Source organism: Streptococcus sp. V913 (assembly GCF_054353455.1).
This window is the reverse complement of record NZ_JBTHHX010000003.1, coordinates 118,515-134,477: the sequence shown is the minus strand read 5'-3', so window position 1 is coordinate 134,477 and position 15,963 is coordinate 118,515. Positions and strand designations below refer to the sequence as shown.

13 protein-coding genes and 1 pseudogene are annotated in these 15,963 nt (G+C 42.4%); 12 read left to right on the top strand and 2 right to left on the bottom strand.

The annotated features are described in order from the left end of the window. From ACXYSL_RS06735 to ACXYSL_RS06710, 6 genes are all read left to right on the top strand, one after another. Positions 1–2,433 carry an ATP-dependent Clp protease ATP-binding subunit gene (locus tag ACXYSL_RS06735; RefSeq protein WP_458624318.1) on the top strand — a complete coding sequence of 811 codons (2,433 nt, stop codon included), beginning with the start codon at positions 1–3 and terminating at the stop codon, positions 2,431–2,433. A 146-nt stretch (positions 2,434–2,579) separates the two neighbouring features. Beyond that, the gene (locus ACXYSL_RS06730; protein ID WP_223326801.1) at positions 2,580–3,638 is read left to right on the top strand and encodes an AAA family ATPase; all 1,059 of its coding nucleotides are present in this window, start codon (positions 2,580–2,582) and stop codon (positions 3,636–3,638) included. Positions 3,639–3,647: 9 nt separating this feature from the next. Next, positions 3,648–4,427 carry a nicotinamide riboside transporter PnuC gene (gene pnuC, locus ACXYSL_RS06725; RefSeq protein ID WP_458624317.1) on the top strand — a complete coding sequence of 260 codons (780 nt, stop codon included), beginning with the start codon at positions 3,648–3,650 and terminating at the stop codon, positions 4,425–4,427. 1 nt (position 4,428) lies between these two features. Next, positions 4,429–5,202: an NUDIX domain-containing protein gene (locus tag ACXYSL_RS06720; RefSeq protein WP_458624316.1), complete on the top strand. Its 774-nt coding sequence runs from the start codon at positions 4,429–4,431 to the stop codon at positions 5,200–5,202. Between the two features lie 274 nt (positions 5,203–5,476). Further along, complete coding sequence (locus tag ACXYSL_RS06715; protein ID WP_458624315.1) at positions 5,477–6,160, top strand: hypothetical protein; 684 nt, start codon at positions 5,477–5,479, stop codon at positions 6,158–6,160. Positions 6,161–6,286: 126 nt separating this feature from the next. After that, positions 6,287–6,973 carry a DUF1275 family protein gene (locus ACXYSL_RS06710; protein ID WP_458624314.1) on the top strand — a complete coding sequence of 229 codons (687 nt, stop codon included), beginning with the start codon at positions 6,287–6,289 and terminating at the stop codon, positions 6,971–6,973. A 55-nt stretch (positions 6,974–7,028) separates the two neighbouring features. Here ACXYSL_RS06710 and dusB read toward each other — a convergent pair whose 3' ends face one another. Both dusB and hslO read right to left on the bottom strand, forming a co-directional pair. Beyond that, a complete protein-coding gene (gene dusB / locus ACXYSL_RS06705; protein WP_000183314.1) occupies positions 7,029–8,009 on the bottom strand; it encodes a tRNA dihydrouridine synthase DusB in 981 nt (326 codons plus the stop codon). Beyond that, entirely contained in the window at positions 7,996–8,868 is an 873-nt protein-coding gene (hslO, locus tag ACXYSL_RS06700; RefSeq protein WP_458624313.1) for an Hsp33 family molecular chaperone HslO, read from the bottom strand. Before hslO ends, dusB begins: the two co-directional genes overlap by 14 nt. A 286-nt stretch (positions 8,869–9,154) precedes the next feature. Here hslO and ACXYSL_RS06695 point away from each other — a divergent pair, with 286 nt between their 5' ends. The 6 genes and pseudogenes from ACXYSL_RS06695 to nt5e all read left to right on the top strand — a co-directional run bounded on the left by ACXYSL_RS06695 (position 9,155) and on the right by nt5e (position 15,817). After that, positions 9,155–9,286 carry a teichoic acid D-Ala incorporation-associated protein DltX gene (locus ACXYSL_RS06695; RefSeq protein WP_007518064.1) on the top strand — a complete coding sequence of 44 codons (132 nt, stop codon included), beginning with the start codon at positions 9,155–9,157 and terminating at the stop codon, positions 9,284–9,286. A gap of 20 nt (positions 9,287–9,306) precedes the next feature. Further along, complete coding sequence (gene dltA, locus ACXYSL_RS06690) at positions 9,307–10,857, top strand: D-alanine--poly(phosphoribitol) ligase subunit DltA (protein ID WP_458624312.1); 1,551 nt, start codon at positions 9,307–9,309, stop codon at positions 10,855–10,857. Further along, entirely contained in the window at positions 10,854–12,098 is a 1,245-nt protein-coding gene (dltB, locus tag ACXYSL_RS06685; RefSeq protein WP_458624311.1) for a D-alanyl-lipoteichoic acid biosynthesis protein DltB, read from the top strand. The genes dltA and dltB overlap by 4 nt, the downstream gene beginning before the upstream one ends. A 13-nt stretch (positions 12,099–12,111) precedes the next feature. Then, positions 12,112–12,351: a D-alanine--poly(phosphoribitol) ligase subunit DltC gene (dltC, locus tag ACXYSL_RS06680; RefSeq protein WP_000351968.1), complete on the top strand. Its 240-nt coding sequence runs from the start codon at positions 12,112–12,114 to the stop codon at positions 12,349–12,351. After that, positions 12,344–13,612, top strand: a complete 1,269-nt coding sequence (gene dltD, locus ACXYSL_RS06675) for a D-alanyl-lipoteichoic acid biosynthesis protein DltD (RefSeq protein ID WP_458624310.1) — start codon at positions 12,344–12,346, stop codon at positions 13,610–13,612. Before dltC ends, dltD begins: the two co-directional genes overlap by 8 nt. A gap of 141 nt (positions 13,613–13,753) precedes the next feature. Then, a pseudogene (gene nt5e, locus ACXYSL_RS06670) lies at positions 13,754–15,817 on the top strand (cell surface ecto-5'-nucleotidase Nt5e). Positions 15,818–15,963: the final 146 nt, after the last annotated feature.

The window sequence follows — 15,963 nt, the reverse complement described above, 5'->3', positions numbered from 1 at the left end:
ATGAACTATTCAAAAGCATTGAATGAATGTATCGAAAGTGCCTACATGGTTGCAAGCCATTTTGGAGCTCATTACCTAGAGTCTTGGCATTTATTGATTGCCATGTCCAATCACAGTTACAGTGTGGCAGGTGCGACTTTAAACGATTATCCTTATGAAATGGACCGTTTAGAAGAGGTTGCGTTGGAACTGACTGAAACGGACTATAGCCAAGACGAAACCTTTACAGAATTACCCTTTTCCCATCGTTTGGAAGTTCTCTTTGCAGAAGCAGAGTATGTGGCCTCAGTGGTCCACGCAAAGGTGCTAGGGACAGAGCATGTCCTCTATGCAATCTTGCATGACGGAAATGCCTTGGCGACACGCATCTTGGAGAGAGCAGGCTTTTCTTATGAGGACCAGAAAGATCAGGTCAGAATTGCTGCTCTTCGTCGCAATCTAGAAGAGCGTGCAGGATGGACAAGAGAAGATCTCAAGGCTTTGCGTCAACGTCATCGCACAGTAACTGACAAGCAAAATTCCATGGCCAATATGATGGGCATGCCTCAAGCTCAAAGTGGCGGTTTAGAGGACTACACGCATGACCTAACGGAGCAAGCGCGTTCTGGCAAGTTAGAGCCAGTTATCGGTCGAGACAAGGAAATCTCACGTATGATTCAGATTTTGAGTCGGAAGACCAAGAACAATCCGGTCTTGGTTGGAGATGCGGGTGTCGGGAAAACAGCTCTGGCACTTGGTCTTGCTCAGCGTATTGCCAGTGGGGATGTACCTGCGGAGATGGCAAAGATGCGTGTTCTAGAGCTTGATTTGATGAATGTCGTTGCAGGGACACGTTTCCGTGGTGACTTTGAAGAGCGTATGAACAACATCATCAAGGATATCGAGGAAGATGGCAAAGTGATCCTCTTTATCGATGAACTCCACACCATCATGGGTTCTGGTAGCGGTATTGATTCGACTCTGGATGCAGCCAATATCTTGAAGCCAGCCTTAGCTCGTGGAACTCTGAGAACAGTTGGTGCAACCACTCAGGAAGAATACCAAAAACACATCGAAAAAGACGCAGCTCTTTCTCGTCGTTTTGCAAAAGTGACGATTGAAGAGCCAAGTCTAGCTGACAGTATGACCATTTTGCAAGGTTTGAAGGCCACCTATGAGAAACACCACCGTGTGCAAATCACAGATGAAGCTGTTGAAACAGCTGTCAAGATGGCGCATCGTTACTTGACCAGTCGTCACTTACCAGACTCTGCCATCGATCTATTGGATGAAGCGGCAGCAACAGTGCAAAACAAATCCAAGCAGGTGAAAACAGACGAATCCGATTTGAGTCCAGCTGACAAGGCCTTGATGGATGGCAAGTGGAAACAAGCTGCTCAGCTAATCGCAAAAGAGCAGGAAGTCCCTGTCTATAAAGATTTGGTAACAGAATCTGAAATTTTGACTACCTTGAGTCGCTTGTCAGGGATTCCAGTCCAAAAACTGACGCAAACGGATGCCAAGAAATACCTGAACTTGGAAGCTGAACTACACAAACGTGTCATCGGTCAAGATCAAGCTGTTTCAAGCATTAGCCGTGCGATTCGCCGCAACCAGTCAGGAATTCGTAGTCACAAGCGTCCGATTGGTTCCTTTATGTTCCTAGGGCCGACAGGAGTCGGTAAGACCGAATTGGCCAAGGCTCTGGCAGAAGTCCTCTTTGATGACGAATCAGCCCTTATTCGCTTTGATATGAGTGAGTATATGGAGAAATTTGCGGCTAGCCGTCTCAATGGAGCTCCTCCGGGTTATGTGGGCTACGAAGAAGGTGGGGAGTTGACTGAGAAGGTTCGCAACAAACCATACTCCGTTCTTCTATTTGACGAGGTAGAAAAGGCCCACCCAGATATCTTTAATGTTCTCTTGCAGGTTCTGGACGACGGCGTCTTGACAGATAGCAAGGGGCGCAAGGTTGATTTTTCAAATACCATTATCATCATGACGTCAAACCTTGGTGCGACGGCTCTTCGTGATGACAAGACGGTCGGCTTTGGGGCCAAGGACATTCGTTTTGACCAGGAAAATATGGAAAAACGAATCTTTGAAGAGTTGAAAAAAGCTTATCGACCAGAGTTTATCAACCGTATTGATGAAAAGGTGGTCTTCCATAGCTTAGATAGCGAACACATGCAGGAAATTGTCAAGATTATGGTGAAACCATTGATTGCTAGCCTCGCTGAGAAGGGCATCGACTTGAAACTGCAAGCTTCAGCGTTGAAGTTACTAGCAAGTCAAGGATATGATCCAGAAATGGGAGCTCGCCCACTTCGCAGAACCCTGCAAACAGAAGTGGAAGACAAGCTAGCAGAACTCCTTCTCAAGGGAGAACTAGTAGCAGGCAAGACCCTCAAGATAGGTGTTAAAGCTGGTCAATTAAAATTTGATATTGCTTAAAAATGGAGAGTCAGGAGCAATCCTGATTCTTTTTTTGCTACTTTTTTATAAAAAATGATAAAAAACTATTGACAAAACAAAAATATAGTATATAATAAAAACATAGAAAATAAAAATATCAAAAATAATAAAAAGGTAAAACGTTTATGAAAAAGAAAACAGCAGTGGTATTTGGAACCTTTGCCCCTCTCCATCAAGGGCATATCGATCTGATTCAGCGAGCGAAGCGCCAGTGTGACCAGGTCTGGGTAGTCGTTTCAGGATACGAGGGAGATCGAGGTGAGCAGGTAGGTTTAAGTCTTCAAAAACGATTTCGCTATATCCGAGAGGCTTTTCGTGATGACGAGTTGACCTCTGTCTGCAAGCTGGATGAGACCAACCTTCCCCGTTACCCTATGGGTTGGCAGGAGTGGTTGGACCAGATGTTAGCGGAGATTTCCTATGATGAAACCCAGCAAGAACTGACTTTCTTTGTGGGAGAAGAAGAATACCAGCAAGAACTAGCTAAACGTGGATTTGGCACCGTCTTGCAAGAAAGAAAGTTTGGTATCTCATCGACTATGATTCGAGAAAATCCAAGCGAATATTGGAAATACATCGCTCAACCTTTCCGACGTCAGTTTACCAAGAAAGTGCTGATTATGGGAAGTGCTAGCAATGGGAAGACCACTCTGGCCAAGGATTTGGCAAGGTATTACGATGCACCTGTCAGTCTGGAATACGCGCGTGAGTACCAGATCAAAAACAATGTCCGCGACGATGAATTGACTCCAAAGGATTATTATTATCTCCTTTTAGGGCAGTATGACCAGACCTCCAAGTTAATTGATAGCAATGCCAATCGAGGCTTAGTGATAGCCGATACAAACTCCTTGGTAACTAAGGGCTACTATGACTATTATATGGAGACTGAGGATCAAGTGGACTTATCCGGAGAGACCTTTGATAATCTCTTTGCCTCGATTTTGGCTAAGGAAAAATGGGACTTGATTCTCTTTGTGCAACCTGTCGGTTCCTATGTCAATGACGGATTTAGAGATATGACCATGGCAGAAGACCATATTCGTCATAGTTTCTCCCAGCATTTGGACCAGATGAGGGAGCGATATTTAACCAACATTCCTTTAGTTTATCTAGCGGAGGATTACCTAGGAAATTATGAAGCAGCAAAAGTAGCTATTGATGCCATTTACCAAGCAGATTAGGAGAAAAATATGAAAAAACTAACTGAAAAAATCAGACAATTTATCGAAAACTTTAACAATGTCCATGCAGAAGCTCGCAAGATTGGTTTTGCAGGAATCATGCGCTTGCTCTGGAAAGATCTCTTTGTCGGTCGCAGTCTTTTCCAGTGGTTGTATCTCATCGCCCTGTCAAGTGTTCCCTTGATCTTGGAGTTTACACAAAATACGGAAAGCCATGACTGGTTGAGCTTGTTTGCATCCTGGACTGGGATTGTCTGTGTTATCTTGGTAGCAGAAGGGCGTGCAAGCAACTATCTTTTTGGGGCTATTAACTCAGCTATCTATTTGATTTTGGCCATGAATGCGACTTTTTATGGCGAAGTTTTGACGACTGTTTACTTCTTTGTCATGCAGCCGATTGGTCTCTATGCTTGGTTGTCCAATCGTATCAATGAACAGGAAAAACCAGAAGAATCCCACTTTGAAGCTAAGAAATTATCTGTGATTGACTGGCTCAAGTACTTAGCCTTGACTGCCATTATCTGGATTAGTATGGGCTTGGCTTATCAAAGTATCAATAGCGCTCGCCCTTTCCGTGATAGTGTCACCGATGCGACCAATGGTGTTGGTCAGCTCTTGATGACACGTCTCTACCGTGAGCAATGGATTTTCTGGATTGCAACCAATCTTTTTAGTATTTATCTCTGGTGGGGTGAAAACATCCATATCCAAGGTATGTACTGGGTTTACACACTCAACAGTCTAGTGGGTTGGTACCAATGGACTAAGGCGGTTCGAAAGGAGGCATAAGATGGCAGACGTAAAGATTCCAGAAGGGATGACGGAAAAAGAATATTTTGAAATTCATGCCAGTCAGGAGGAGTTTTTAGACTGGTACTACAAGCAGGAACTCCCTCAATATGAAAAACCAAGTGTGACAGTAGATATGGTAGCCTATTGCTTTGTCGAAGGAAAGATCAAGCTCCTGCTGATCCGTCGCAAGGCTCACCCTTATCAAAACTGTTTAGCCTTAGTTGGAGGCTTTATGGACAAGGGAGAAGATGCTGCACATGCCTGTCAGCGCGAGGTGAGAGAAGAAGTCAATCTCGATCTACCTTTGGAAAAAATCGAGCAATTGATGACCGTATCGACTCCCGGGCGTGACCCACGGGGGTGGACAGTGACCATTGCCCACTTAGTGTACCTACCTAGTCGTGCCTTAGACCTCGTTCAGGCAGGTGACGATGCCAAGGATGTGGTTTTTGTAGATGTCGATTTTCAGACGGGCAAATGCTACCTAGAGGGAGTCGAGCTGGACGAGCAGGCCTTCGCCTTTGACCATTATGCCATTATCCAAGAATCCATCAAACGAATCCAAGGCCGTCTCGACTGGAATCCGACCTTCCTTTATCTGTTGGAGGAGGAGTTCACTGTTTACGAAGGAACTGAACTAGTCAATCTCATCAACCCCGGTCGCCCAATCGTCAGCAATAACTTTCTCGTAAAATACGGCGAATATGTAGAAGAAGTCGGACTCAAACGAGTACCCAAAAAGAAACCAAGGAAAACCTATCGATTGAAATAAAAAACGAGGCCGGGAACTTTTCCCGACCTTTTTATTTATCATCATTTTTTATGAATGGCTATCTTTCTTAGAATTACACAAGAGAGATGCAAAAAATAGGACTCTAATCTAAAAAAATTTCTATTTTTTTCGTTTCGATTACGAATTGAAATAGTGGAGGGAACAATTTTTAAAATAGTTTATCTAAATAATTGACAGATTCAAGGCCTAATGTTACAATTATATTACAAAATGATTTCTTAATATTTCAAAAATGTTACAAAGGAGTAGAAAAATGAAAAAGAAAATCTATATCAAATTGATGGCAGCGACTGTATTGGTTTCTACCTTGCTACTGGGAGCTTGTGGAAATAAAAACGAAACCACTCAAACCAGTAGCTCTGCAAAGACAAGTCAATCATCAAGCTCTAAAGCGGCTTCTTCTAGCAAAGAAAGCAAGACTCAAAAATCTTCAAGCTCAGCTTCATCTGAAAAGACTCAGGCATCTTCTGGTCAGTCTTCTACAACGGTAGACCAGTCACAAGCGAAACCGGCACCTGAATCAAGACAAGAACAAGCAACTCCTAGTCAACAAGCCCCATCTCAGGCTCCATCAACTCAGCAAGGCTTTCAAGCACAGTCTAACCAGTCAGGCTATGATCCAACAACTGACCGCAAACTTCAAGACAAGCAAGCAGAACACAACAAACGCTACAAGGGAGTTTTAACCATGGTGGATGGTGACTTCTCAGCTGCAGCGGGCAATTGGAAGGGAGCGAATGGCGAAACTATTACGGTTTCATCAGGAGGGCAATTCACAGTAGAAACTGCAGATGGGAAGAAAGAAAGCTACTCTATTAGAGGCTACTCTTACACCCTTGATGATGGCAAGTATAATGCTAAAATCGGAGGAGGAAAAATCATCCAAATTACAACAGGTGCGGATGGTAAAGTTTCAAGCGTTGCCTTGATTCAATAATAAAATTTTGTGTTTTAACTCTTACTAGAAATCGTTCTGTAAAAGAGTGAATCAACTGTTTTTCACTTAGTTTCTCCAAGAGAAAGTGGTATAATAAAAAAATCAAAGGAAAACGAGTGATAATACATGGCGGATAAATTAATCTTACCTCAAAACACACGATTGATGGGAGTATTTCTTGGGTTTGTAGGTGGTTCTTTGGATGTGTTTTGCCATATTCAATACCATAGTTTGGTAGCGACACAGACAGGGAATATTCTCCTACTTATATCTGATTGGCGCTACTCAAATGTTATCAATACGATGCTACGATTCTGCTCCATTATTTTCTTTTCTCTAGGATTTCTGTTTGCATTGCACATGAAAGAATACCGCAAAACGGCCTACTGGCGGGTTAAGATGCTGCTCCCTTTATTTATTGGAACTCTTATTCTACCTTTCTTTTCACGATTTCCTCTATTAGAAGTTCCTTTCATCGCTTTTGGAACAGGAATGATGATGCTAACATTTACGGGCAGTTTGATTGAAGATCATCCCTATGTCATTTTTATGACGTCTGGAAATTACCGAAAGATGCTGACCGCTTTGTATCGCATTGCTAGAAGAGAAGGAAATATCCAAGAATACCGTCGTCAGGCCTTAAATTATGGGATTGTTGTGGGAAGTTTCGTAGTGGGCGCAATCAGCTTGGCTGTATTGATGCATTTTCTTCATGAATGGTCTATATGGATTGTCAGCTTCAATTTGTTTTTGATTATGTCCTATTATATAGCTAGAGTGAAGCAATTAGATTTACAAGATGAAAATATATAAAAACGGCAAGACTCATTTTTGAGCTTTGCCGTTTTTGTGAGTTGTAGATGTGAGACTATGCTTTGTCTAGTTGCAAGAGGGCCTCAATCTCTGCAAGAGTGCTAGCTTGTGAAATAGCTCCACGAAGCTTAGCTGCACCAGATGTACCACGAAGGTAGTGAGGAGCGAGGCCACGGAATTCACGGACTGCAATTTTTTCTCCTTTGAGGCTAATTAAGCGTTTTAAGTGTTCGTAGGCGATTTTCATCTTATCTTCAAAGGTCAAATCAGGAAGGATTTCTCCTGTTTCAAAGTAGTGGTTGATTTGGTTGAAGAGGTAGGGATTTCCCATGGCTGCTCGGCCAATCATAACTGCGTCAGCACCAACTTCTTCGATGCGTTGTTTAGCATCTTGAACTGTACGGATGTCACCGTTGGCGATAAATGGGATCTTAGTCAGTGCTTGGGCTACATCGTGCAAGGTCTCGAGGTCTGCGTGGCCTGTGTACATTTGTTCGCGGGTACGGCCATGCATGGCGAGAGCAGAGACACCAGCAGCTTCAGCTGCGAGGGCATTCTCCACGGCTAGGGATGGATCAGACCAGCCGGTGCGCATTTTGACAGTTAGGGGGATATCAAGGACAGATTGGACCTTGTTGATAATAGAGTAGATCTTGTCTGGGTCCTTGAGCCACATAGCGCCAGCTTCGTTCTTCACGATTTTGTTAACTGGGCAGCCCATGTTGATATCAACGATATCGGTCTTGGTGTTTTCTTGGATGAATTCTGCTGCGCGTGCGAGGCTGTCTTCATCACTACCAAAGAGTTGGATAGAAACGGGATTTTCGCCTTCATCGATGTGAAGCATATGCAGGGTTTTTTCGTTGTTGTATTGGATTCCCTTGTCAGAGACCATTTCCATGACAACGAGTCCAGCTCCGAGCTCTTTTGCGATGGTACGAAAGGCTGAGTTGGTCACGCCAGCCATAGGCGCTAAAACGGTACGATTGGGAATCTCAACATTGCCAATCATAAAGGGTGTATTAAGATTTGTCACGAATGAGTTCCTCCAGGTCGTTTTCATCAAAGTTGTAAGTTGTTTGGCAGAATTGGCAAGTGATTTCTGCCCCGTGGTCTTCCTCTTTCATTTCCTCTAAGTCTGAGCTTGGAAGGCTGGCAAGAGCGTTCATAAAACGGTCTTTGCTACAGTCGCATTGGAAACGAATTTCTTCTTCAGATAGACGTTTGTAAGATTCGTCACCATAGATAGCCTTGAGAAGGGCTTCGATATGGTCGTCGCTTTCTAGAAGAGTTGAAATGGCTGGCATTTCTTGGATGCGTTTTTCAAAGCGGGCAATCTCTTCCTCTTTGGCATTTGGCAATACTTGTAGTAAGAAGCCACCAGCGACTTTGACCTTGTCGTCTTTATCCAAAAGAACATTGAGGCCGACGGCTGAAGGAGTTTGTTGGCTTTCAGTCAGGTAGTAGGCCAGGTCTTCACCGATTTCTCCAGAGATGAGAGGAGTCATAGAATTGTAAGGATTTCCAGTACCATAGTCTGTGATAACGAGAAATTGACCATTGCCGACAAAAGGTCCGACTAGGACTTCACCCGTTGCAGTTTTTTTGATATCTACACCGGGGTTTTGAACGTAGCCTTTGACATTTCCCTTGGTATCTGCGACAGTGATGATGGCACCGAGAGAGCTCGTTCCAAGAACTTTTACAGTAATCTTGGTATCTCCTTTTTCATTGGCTGCGAGAATTTGGCTAGCGATAAGGGCGCGACCAAGTGCAACAGTTGAACTGGCTTGAGTTTGATGTTTTTCTTGAGCAGTGCGGACGGTTTCAGTGCTATCAAGGACAAAAGCACGAAAGGCTCCGCTTTCTGATATAGTTTTAATAATTTTATCCATAGCTACTATTTTAGCATAAAAATGCCCAAAGGGGGAGTCGTGTGTTTGCTGTCATTCTTTAAACTGTTTAATTTCTGATGACTGGTATAGGAGATTTATAGAAATGGAAATTTTTGTTCACATTTGTTGTTAACATTTTAATTTATCTTAAAATAACCTAAAACGAACTTTTAAGTTATGGTAAACAGTTGAAAAAAAGGTTGATAAAGTGGTAAAATGTTAGGAAGATAAGTTACTAATAGTGCGTATTTGTATTTGATAGAAATGATATATTAATGGATAGCTTATGAAAAAACAACGAAACCTACATGTATTTTTAGGCCGGACGGCCCTATATTTTGTAATCTTACTTGGCTTGCTTTATTTTTTTAGTTACCTTGGGCAGGGACAAGGTGGCTTTATTTATAATGAGTTCTAGTTTAAAGGAGAAAAAGAACTGTGTCTAATAAACCGATAAAAGATATGATTGAAACGATTGAGCACTTTGCTCAAACACAGCCAACATATCCTGTCTACAATGTTTTAGGTCAAGAGCATACTTATGGCAATCTGAAGGCTGATTCAGATAGTTTAGCTGCAGCTATCGATCGACTTGACTTGCCTGAGAAATCTCCAGTCGTCGTTTTTGGTGGTCAGGAATATGAGATGTTGGCTACCTTTGTAGCGCTGACTAAGTCGGGTCATGCCTACATTCCAATTGACAGCCATTCAGCTTTGGAACGAGTTTCTGCTATCGTAGAAGTTGCAGAGCCAAGTTTGATTATTGCCATCTCAGATTTTCCATTGGAGCAAGTCTCTACGCCAATGATGACTTTAGCTCAGGTTCAAGAAGCCTTTGCTCAAGGGGCTAGCTATGAGATGACGCATTCAGTCAAGGGAGATGATAATTACTACATCATCTTTACTTCTGGTACGACCGGTAAGCCAAAGGGGGTGCAGATTTCCCATGACAATCTCCTCAGTTTTACCAACTGGATGATTACAGATAAGGAGTTTGCGACACCAAGTCGTCCACAAATGCTGGCTCAGCCCCCTTATTCTTTTGACCTATCTGTTATGTACTGGGCGCCAACCTTGGCACTAGGTGGTACGCTTTTCGCTCTTCCTTCAGCCATTACTCAGGACTTCAAAAAACTCTTTGCGACGATTTTTTCATTGCCAATCGCTATCTGGACATCAACGCCTTCCTTTGCAGATATGGCCATGTTGTCAGAAGACTTCAATAGCGAGAAAATGCCAAGAATCACGCATTTCTACTTTGATGGTGAAGAATTGACGGTCAAAACAGCTCAAAAACTGCGCGAACGTTTCCCAAATGCTCGTATTATCAATGCCTACGGTCCAACAGAAGCGACAGTAGCCCTATCAGCTGTTGCCGTGACAGATGAGATGCTTGCAACTATGAAACGTCTACCAATCGGCTATACCAAGGCGGATTCTCCGACCTTTATCATTGATGATGAAGGTAAGAAAGTTCCAAATGGTGAGCAAGGAGAAATCATCGTTTCTGGGCCAGCTGTTTCAAAAGGCTATATGAATAATCCTGAAAAAACGGCAGAAGCTTTCTTTGAGTTCGAAGGTCTTCCAGCCTACCACACAGGGGATATAGGAACCATGACAGAAGAGGGCTTGCTTCTCTATGGCGGACGCATGGACTTCCAAATTAAGTTTAATGGCTATCGCATTGAGCTTGAAGATGTCTCTCAAAACCTCAACAAGTCTCGCTATATCGAGTCGGCTGTTGCTGTCCCACGTTATAACAAGGACCACAAGGTACAAAATCTGCTGGCCTATGTTATCCTAAAGGACGGTGTTCGTGAACAGTTTGAACGCGATATCGATATTACCAAGGCTATCAAGGAAGATTTGGCAGATATCATGATGTCCTATATGATGCCATCTAAGTTTCTCTATCGAGACAGTTTACCACTAACGCCTAATGGTAAAATTGATATCAAAGGCTTGATTAACGAGGTAAACAGTAGATGATGGAGCTTTATAAACAGCTACCTCATTTGGAACCTTATGGTGATCTTCAGTACTTTTTATACGTAATTGTTGCGACTTTACCTATCTTCATCGGTCTTTTTTTCAAGAAACGTTTTGCCTTGTACGAGGTGCTCGTTAGTCTCTTCTTTATCGTCACCATGTTGGTCGGTGGAAAGACGAATCAAATAAGCGCACTTATCCTTTATGTTATCTGGCAAGTACTTCTTGTATCTTTCTACAAAAGGTACAGGAAACAACGGGATAGTAAATGGATATTTTACCTGGTTAGTTTTCTATCCCTATTGCCTATCGTCTTTGTGAAAGTATCTCCTGCTATTCATGGACCTCAATCTTTGTTTGGATTTTTAGGGATTTCTTACTTAACCTTTCGTGCTGTTGGGGTTATCGTTGAGTTAAGAGACGGTGTCATTAAGGATTTAACGATTTGGCAATTCTTACGTTTTCTTCTCTTTATGCCGACTTTCTCGAGTGGTCCCATTGATCGTTTTAAACGCTTCAATGAAAATTATGAGACCATTCCTGAGCGGGATGAGCTGATGGATATGCTAGAAGAGGCTGTCAAGTGTATCATGCTTGGCTTCCTTTACAAGTTTATCTTGGCCCATGTTTTGGGAGAGATATTACTGCCTCCGCTGAAAAATTTGGCCTTACAGACAGGTGGTTTCTTTAATCATTATGCTCTGGCGGTGATGTATACTTTTGGTCTAGACTTGTTCTTTGACTTTGCGGGCTACTCTATGTTTGCCTTAGCCATCTCTAATTTGATGGGGATTCATAGTCCCATCAACTTTAACAAGCCTTTTTTGTCAAGGGATTTAAAGGAGTTTTGGAATCGTTGGCACATGAGTCTGTCTTTCTGGTTCCGTGACTTTGTCTTTATGCGGATAGTCATGGTGTTGACCAGAAAGAAGGTCTTTAAAAATCGCAATGTCACTTCAAGTGTAGCCTACATTCTCAATATGCTGATTATGGGATTTTGGCATGGTGTGACCTGGTACTACATCGCCTATGGACTTTTCCATGGGATTGGGCTAGTCATCAATGATGCATGGGTTCGTAAGAAAAAAGCGCTCAATAAAGAACGGAAAAAAGCTGGAAAGGGTTCCTTACCTGAGAATCGCTGGATTCAGTTGCTTGGCATGGTTGTCACCTTCCATGTCGTGATGGTTTCATTCTTAATCTTTTCTGGATTTTTGAATGATTTATGGTTTAAAAAATAAAAGGATATAAAAAATGGATATCAAATCAGAAGTTATTGAAATTATTGATGAGTTGTTTATGGAAGATGTTTCTGACATGATGGATGAAGATCTTTTTGATGCTGGTGTCTTGGATAGCATGGGAACGGTTGAATTGATCGTTGAGATTGAAAACCGTTTTGACATTCGTGTTCCAGTGACGGAGTTCGGTCGTGATGACTGGAATACGGCTAATAAAATCGTAGCAGGTATCACGGAGTTGAAGAATGCTTAAACGCTTGTGGCTGATCTTCGGTCCTATCTTCATTGCTGGCCTTTTGATTCTTTTACTCATCTTTTTTTATCCAAGTACAACAAGTCATAATCTGACGGAGGAGAAGTACTCAGCGGCTTCTGTTAGTATAGAGAGTTTTAAAGAGAGAAGCCAAAAAGTAAGGGCTCTTACGGATCCAAATATGCGTTTTATTCCTTTTCTAGGGTCCAGTGAATGGATTCGATTTGATAGTGTCCATCCAGCTGTTTTAGCGGAAAAATACCATCGTCCCTATCGTCCTTACTTTCTAGGTCAAGCAGGAGCAGCCTCTCTAAATCAATATTTTGGTCTACAGCAAATTTTGCCAGAAATAGAGAATAAGCAGGCTGTATTTGTGATTTCGCCTCAGTGGTTTACGGAGACAGATTATGAACCCGCAGCGTTTCAGAGATTTTTTAACAGTGACCAATTGACAGCTTTTTTGGAAAATCAATCTGGTGATATTGCTGCAAAGCATGCGGCTATTCGATTGTTAAAGCAGAATCCTAATGTTGCATTAAAAGGCATTGTTCAAAAACTGTCAAAGGGTGAAGAATTATCAGAGGTTGATCGGGTTGCTATTGATATTTTTGCGCGATTCAATGAAAAGCAATCCGCTCTCTTTGGACAATTCTCCATTCGAGGAAAACTCAAGTACAAGGAACACGTGGAGAACTATTTAAAGGATCTTCCGGATCAATTTTCTTATGATGAGTTAGAAAAAATTGTTCGTAAGGACGCGGAAGCAAATACGACCAATAACGATATGGGGATGGAAAATCATTTCTATACGAGAGAGGTTCAAAAGGATTTAAAAAAATGGGAAGGGTATCAAAAAAATTACAACTTCCTCAAGTCCTCTGAATACAATGATTTGCAGCTGGTCCTCAATCAATTTGCTAAGTCGAATGTCAATGTGCTCTTTGTCATTCAGCCGGTTAACAAGAAGTGGATGGAGTACACAGGACTCAGCGAAGAGATGTACCAGCATGCAGTGGAGAAAATTCGTTACCAATTAGAAAGTCAGGGTTTTACCAATATTGCTGATTTTTCAAAAAATGGAGGGGACCCTTATTTTGTTAAGGATACTATTCATCTAGGATGGTTAGGTTGGCTGGCTTTTGATAAGGTTGTCAATCCTTTCTTGACGGATCCGAAACCAGCTCCAGACTACAAGATGAATGACCGCTTCTTTAGCAAGGACTGGGCGACCTATGATGGGAACATCAAAGATTTCCAATAAAATCAGCTAAAAGTTTGGGATTTAAACCCAAGCTTTTTTGTTTAATTAGCGAATGTTTTAGATGAAAATAAGTCAAAGGTTTCAAATTTTCTAGAAATATCGTATAACATAAAGGAAAAAAGAAAAGAAAAGGATTTCAAAATGAATAAACGTTTCTTATTACCTGTCTTGTCGACGGCCCTATTGGCCCAAGCCTTTTTAGCTGGATAAGTCTACGCTGAGGAAGCAACAACTCCTGCAGAAAGTTCAGCTGTTGTAGCGACTCCTGCTACGTCGGAGACTCCTACTTCTGTGTTGAACCCTGCAGCGCCAGCAACTCCAACAAATGAGGTAGAGACTCCGGCAACCGTTGCATCTGCAGAAGCTCCGTCAGCTCCTGCTGAATCTACTAAAAGCGAAGAAAAGGACACCGTTATCTTACACACCAATGATGTCCATGGTCGTATTGTAGAGGAAAAGGGAGTAATTGGAGATGCCAAGTTAGCGACTGTCATTGAGCAGGAACGCGCGAAATCAAATCAAACGACTCTCGTCGTAGATGCTGGAGACGCCTTCCAAGGTTTACCGATTTCCAACTCTACAAAGGGTGAAGCGCGTGCTGAAATTCTCAATCAGATGCAGTATGATGCCATGGCGGTAGGAAACCGTGAGTTTGACTTTGGTTTGGACGAAGCTAAGAAATACAAGGAAATCTTGAAATTCCCATTACTTAGCTCAAATACCTACGTCAATGGAGCTCGTCTTTTTGAAGCTTCTACAATTGTTGATAAAGATAAGACTGTGGAAGGTGATGAATTTGTTGTGATCGGTGTAACAACACCTGAAACTGCTACAAAAACCCACCCTAAAAACATTAAAGGGGTAACTTTTACAGATCCAATCTCTGAAGTCAATAAGGTCATCGAAGAAGTTCAAGCCAAGGCTCGTGCAGAAGGTAAGGACTACAAACACTATGTTGTGCTGGCTCACTTGGGTGTGGATACCACAACCCCAGTCGAATGGCGTGGTTCAACTTTGGCAGAAGCCTTGTCTAAAAATCCTCGTCTTAAAGGCAAACGTGTGACAGTTATTGATGGGCATTCTCATACGGTAGCTTCCACAACTTATGGCGACAATGTTACCTATAACCAAACAGGAAGCTACCTTCATAATGTTGGGAAGGTTATCTACAAATCACGTCAGCTTTTGGGCAATCCAACTCAGATTCCGGCTGCTGATGCTAAAAAATTACCAGCCAATCCAACAGTTGAAAAACTAGTCAAAGACATTAAACAAAAATACGATGCTGAAAATGCTGTTGAAGTCGTTTCAAACAGCCCTGTGGAACTAAACGGTGATCGTGAAAATGTTCGGGTTCGTGAAACCAACCTCGGAAACGTTGTAGCAGATTCTCTCTATCAGTATGGTCAGACAGGATTTAGCCATCCGACTGACATCGCTGTGACAAATGGTGGTGGCTTGCGTGAAACTATTGCAAAAGGCAAACCGATTACGAAAGGCAATGTCATTGCGGTTCTTCCATTTGGAAATACCATCTCACAAATCCAAGTGACTGGGCAACAAGTATTGGATATGTTTGAAAAGTCACTCGGTTCTATCTTACAGGTCAATAAGGATGGCAAGAAGGTCTTGGATGAGAACGGACAACCATTGCTAGAGCCAAGTGGTGGCTTCTTGCAAGTTTCAGGTGTGAAGGTCTACTATGATACCAACCTACCATCAGGTAAACGTGTCTTGGCCATCCAGGTCAAAAACCGCACGACTGGTCGTTATGATCTCCTAGACCTCGCAAAAACTTACTATCTTGCAACCAATGATTTCTTAGCTGCGGGTGGTGATGGCTACACTATGTTAGGTGGCGCGCGTGAAGAAGGCCCATCTATGGATGCAGCCTTTGAAGAGTATCTGAAAACCGCTGATTTGACCCAGTATGAAAAGATCAATCCGAACTCACGGACGATTTCTGTGGATTCTACAACTTCTAGTCTACCAGTAGAAACGCCTCAAACGAATGCAGCTGCTAACGATGCGACTACAAATGTGCCATTGACTTATGAGGTGGCAGGTCAATTTAGCAAGAAGGCAGTTGTCTCAGAAAAAGCTCTCCCAAATACAGGAAGTGAACAATCCATCTTCTTGCTCTTGATGGGTATGGTAGCTGGATTGTCAGGTATCTTATCGAGCCGAAAACCAAAGCTAAAATAGGTTAAATTTCACATCTAAAAGAGTCTAGGGAAACGTTTTTACGCCTTTTTCCCTTGACTCTTTTTTGGTTTATGATATAATTAACCAGTAAAGAATCGGTGGCTATCTAAGTTTTTTACGAAAAAGATAGCTAGGGAAGGAGTAAC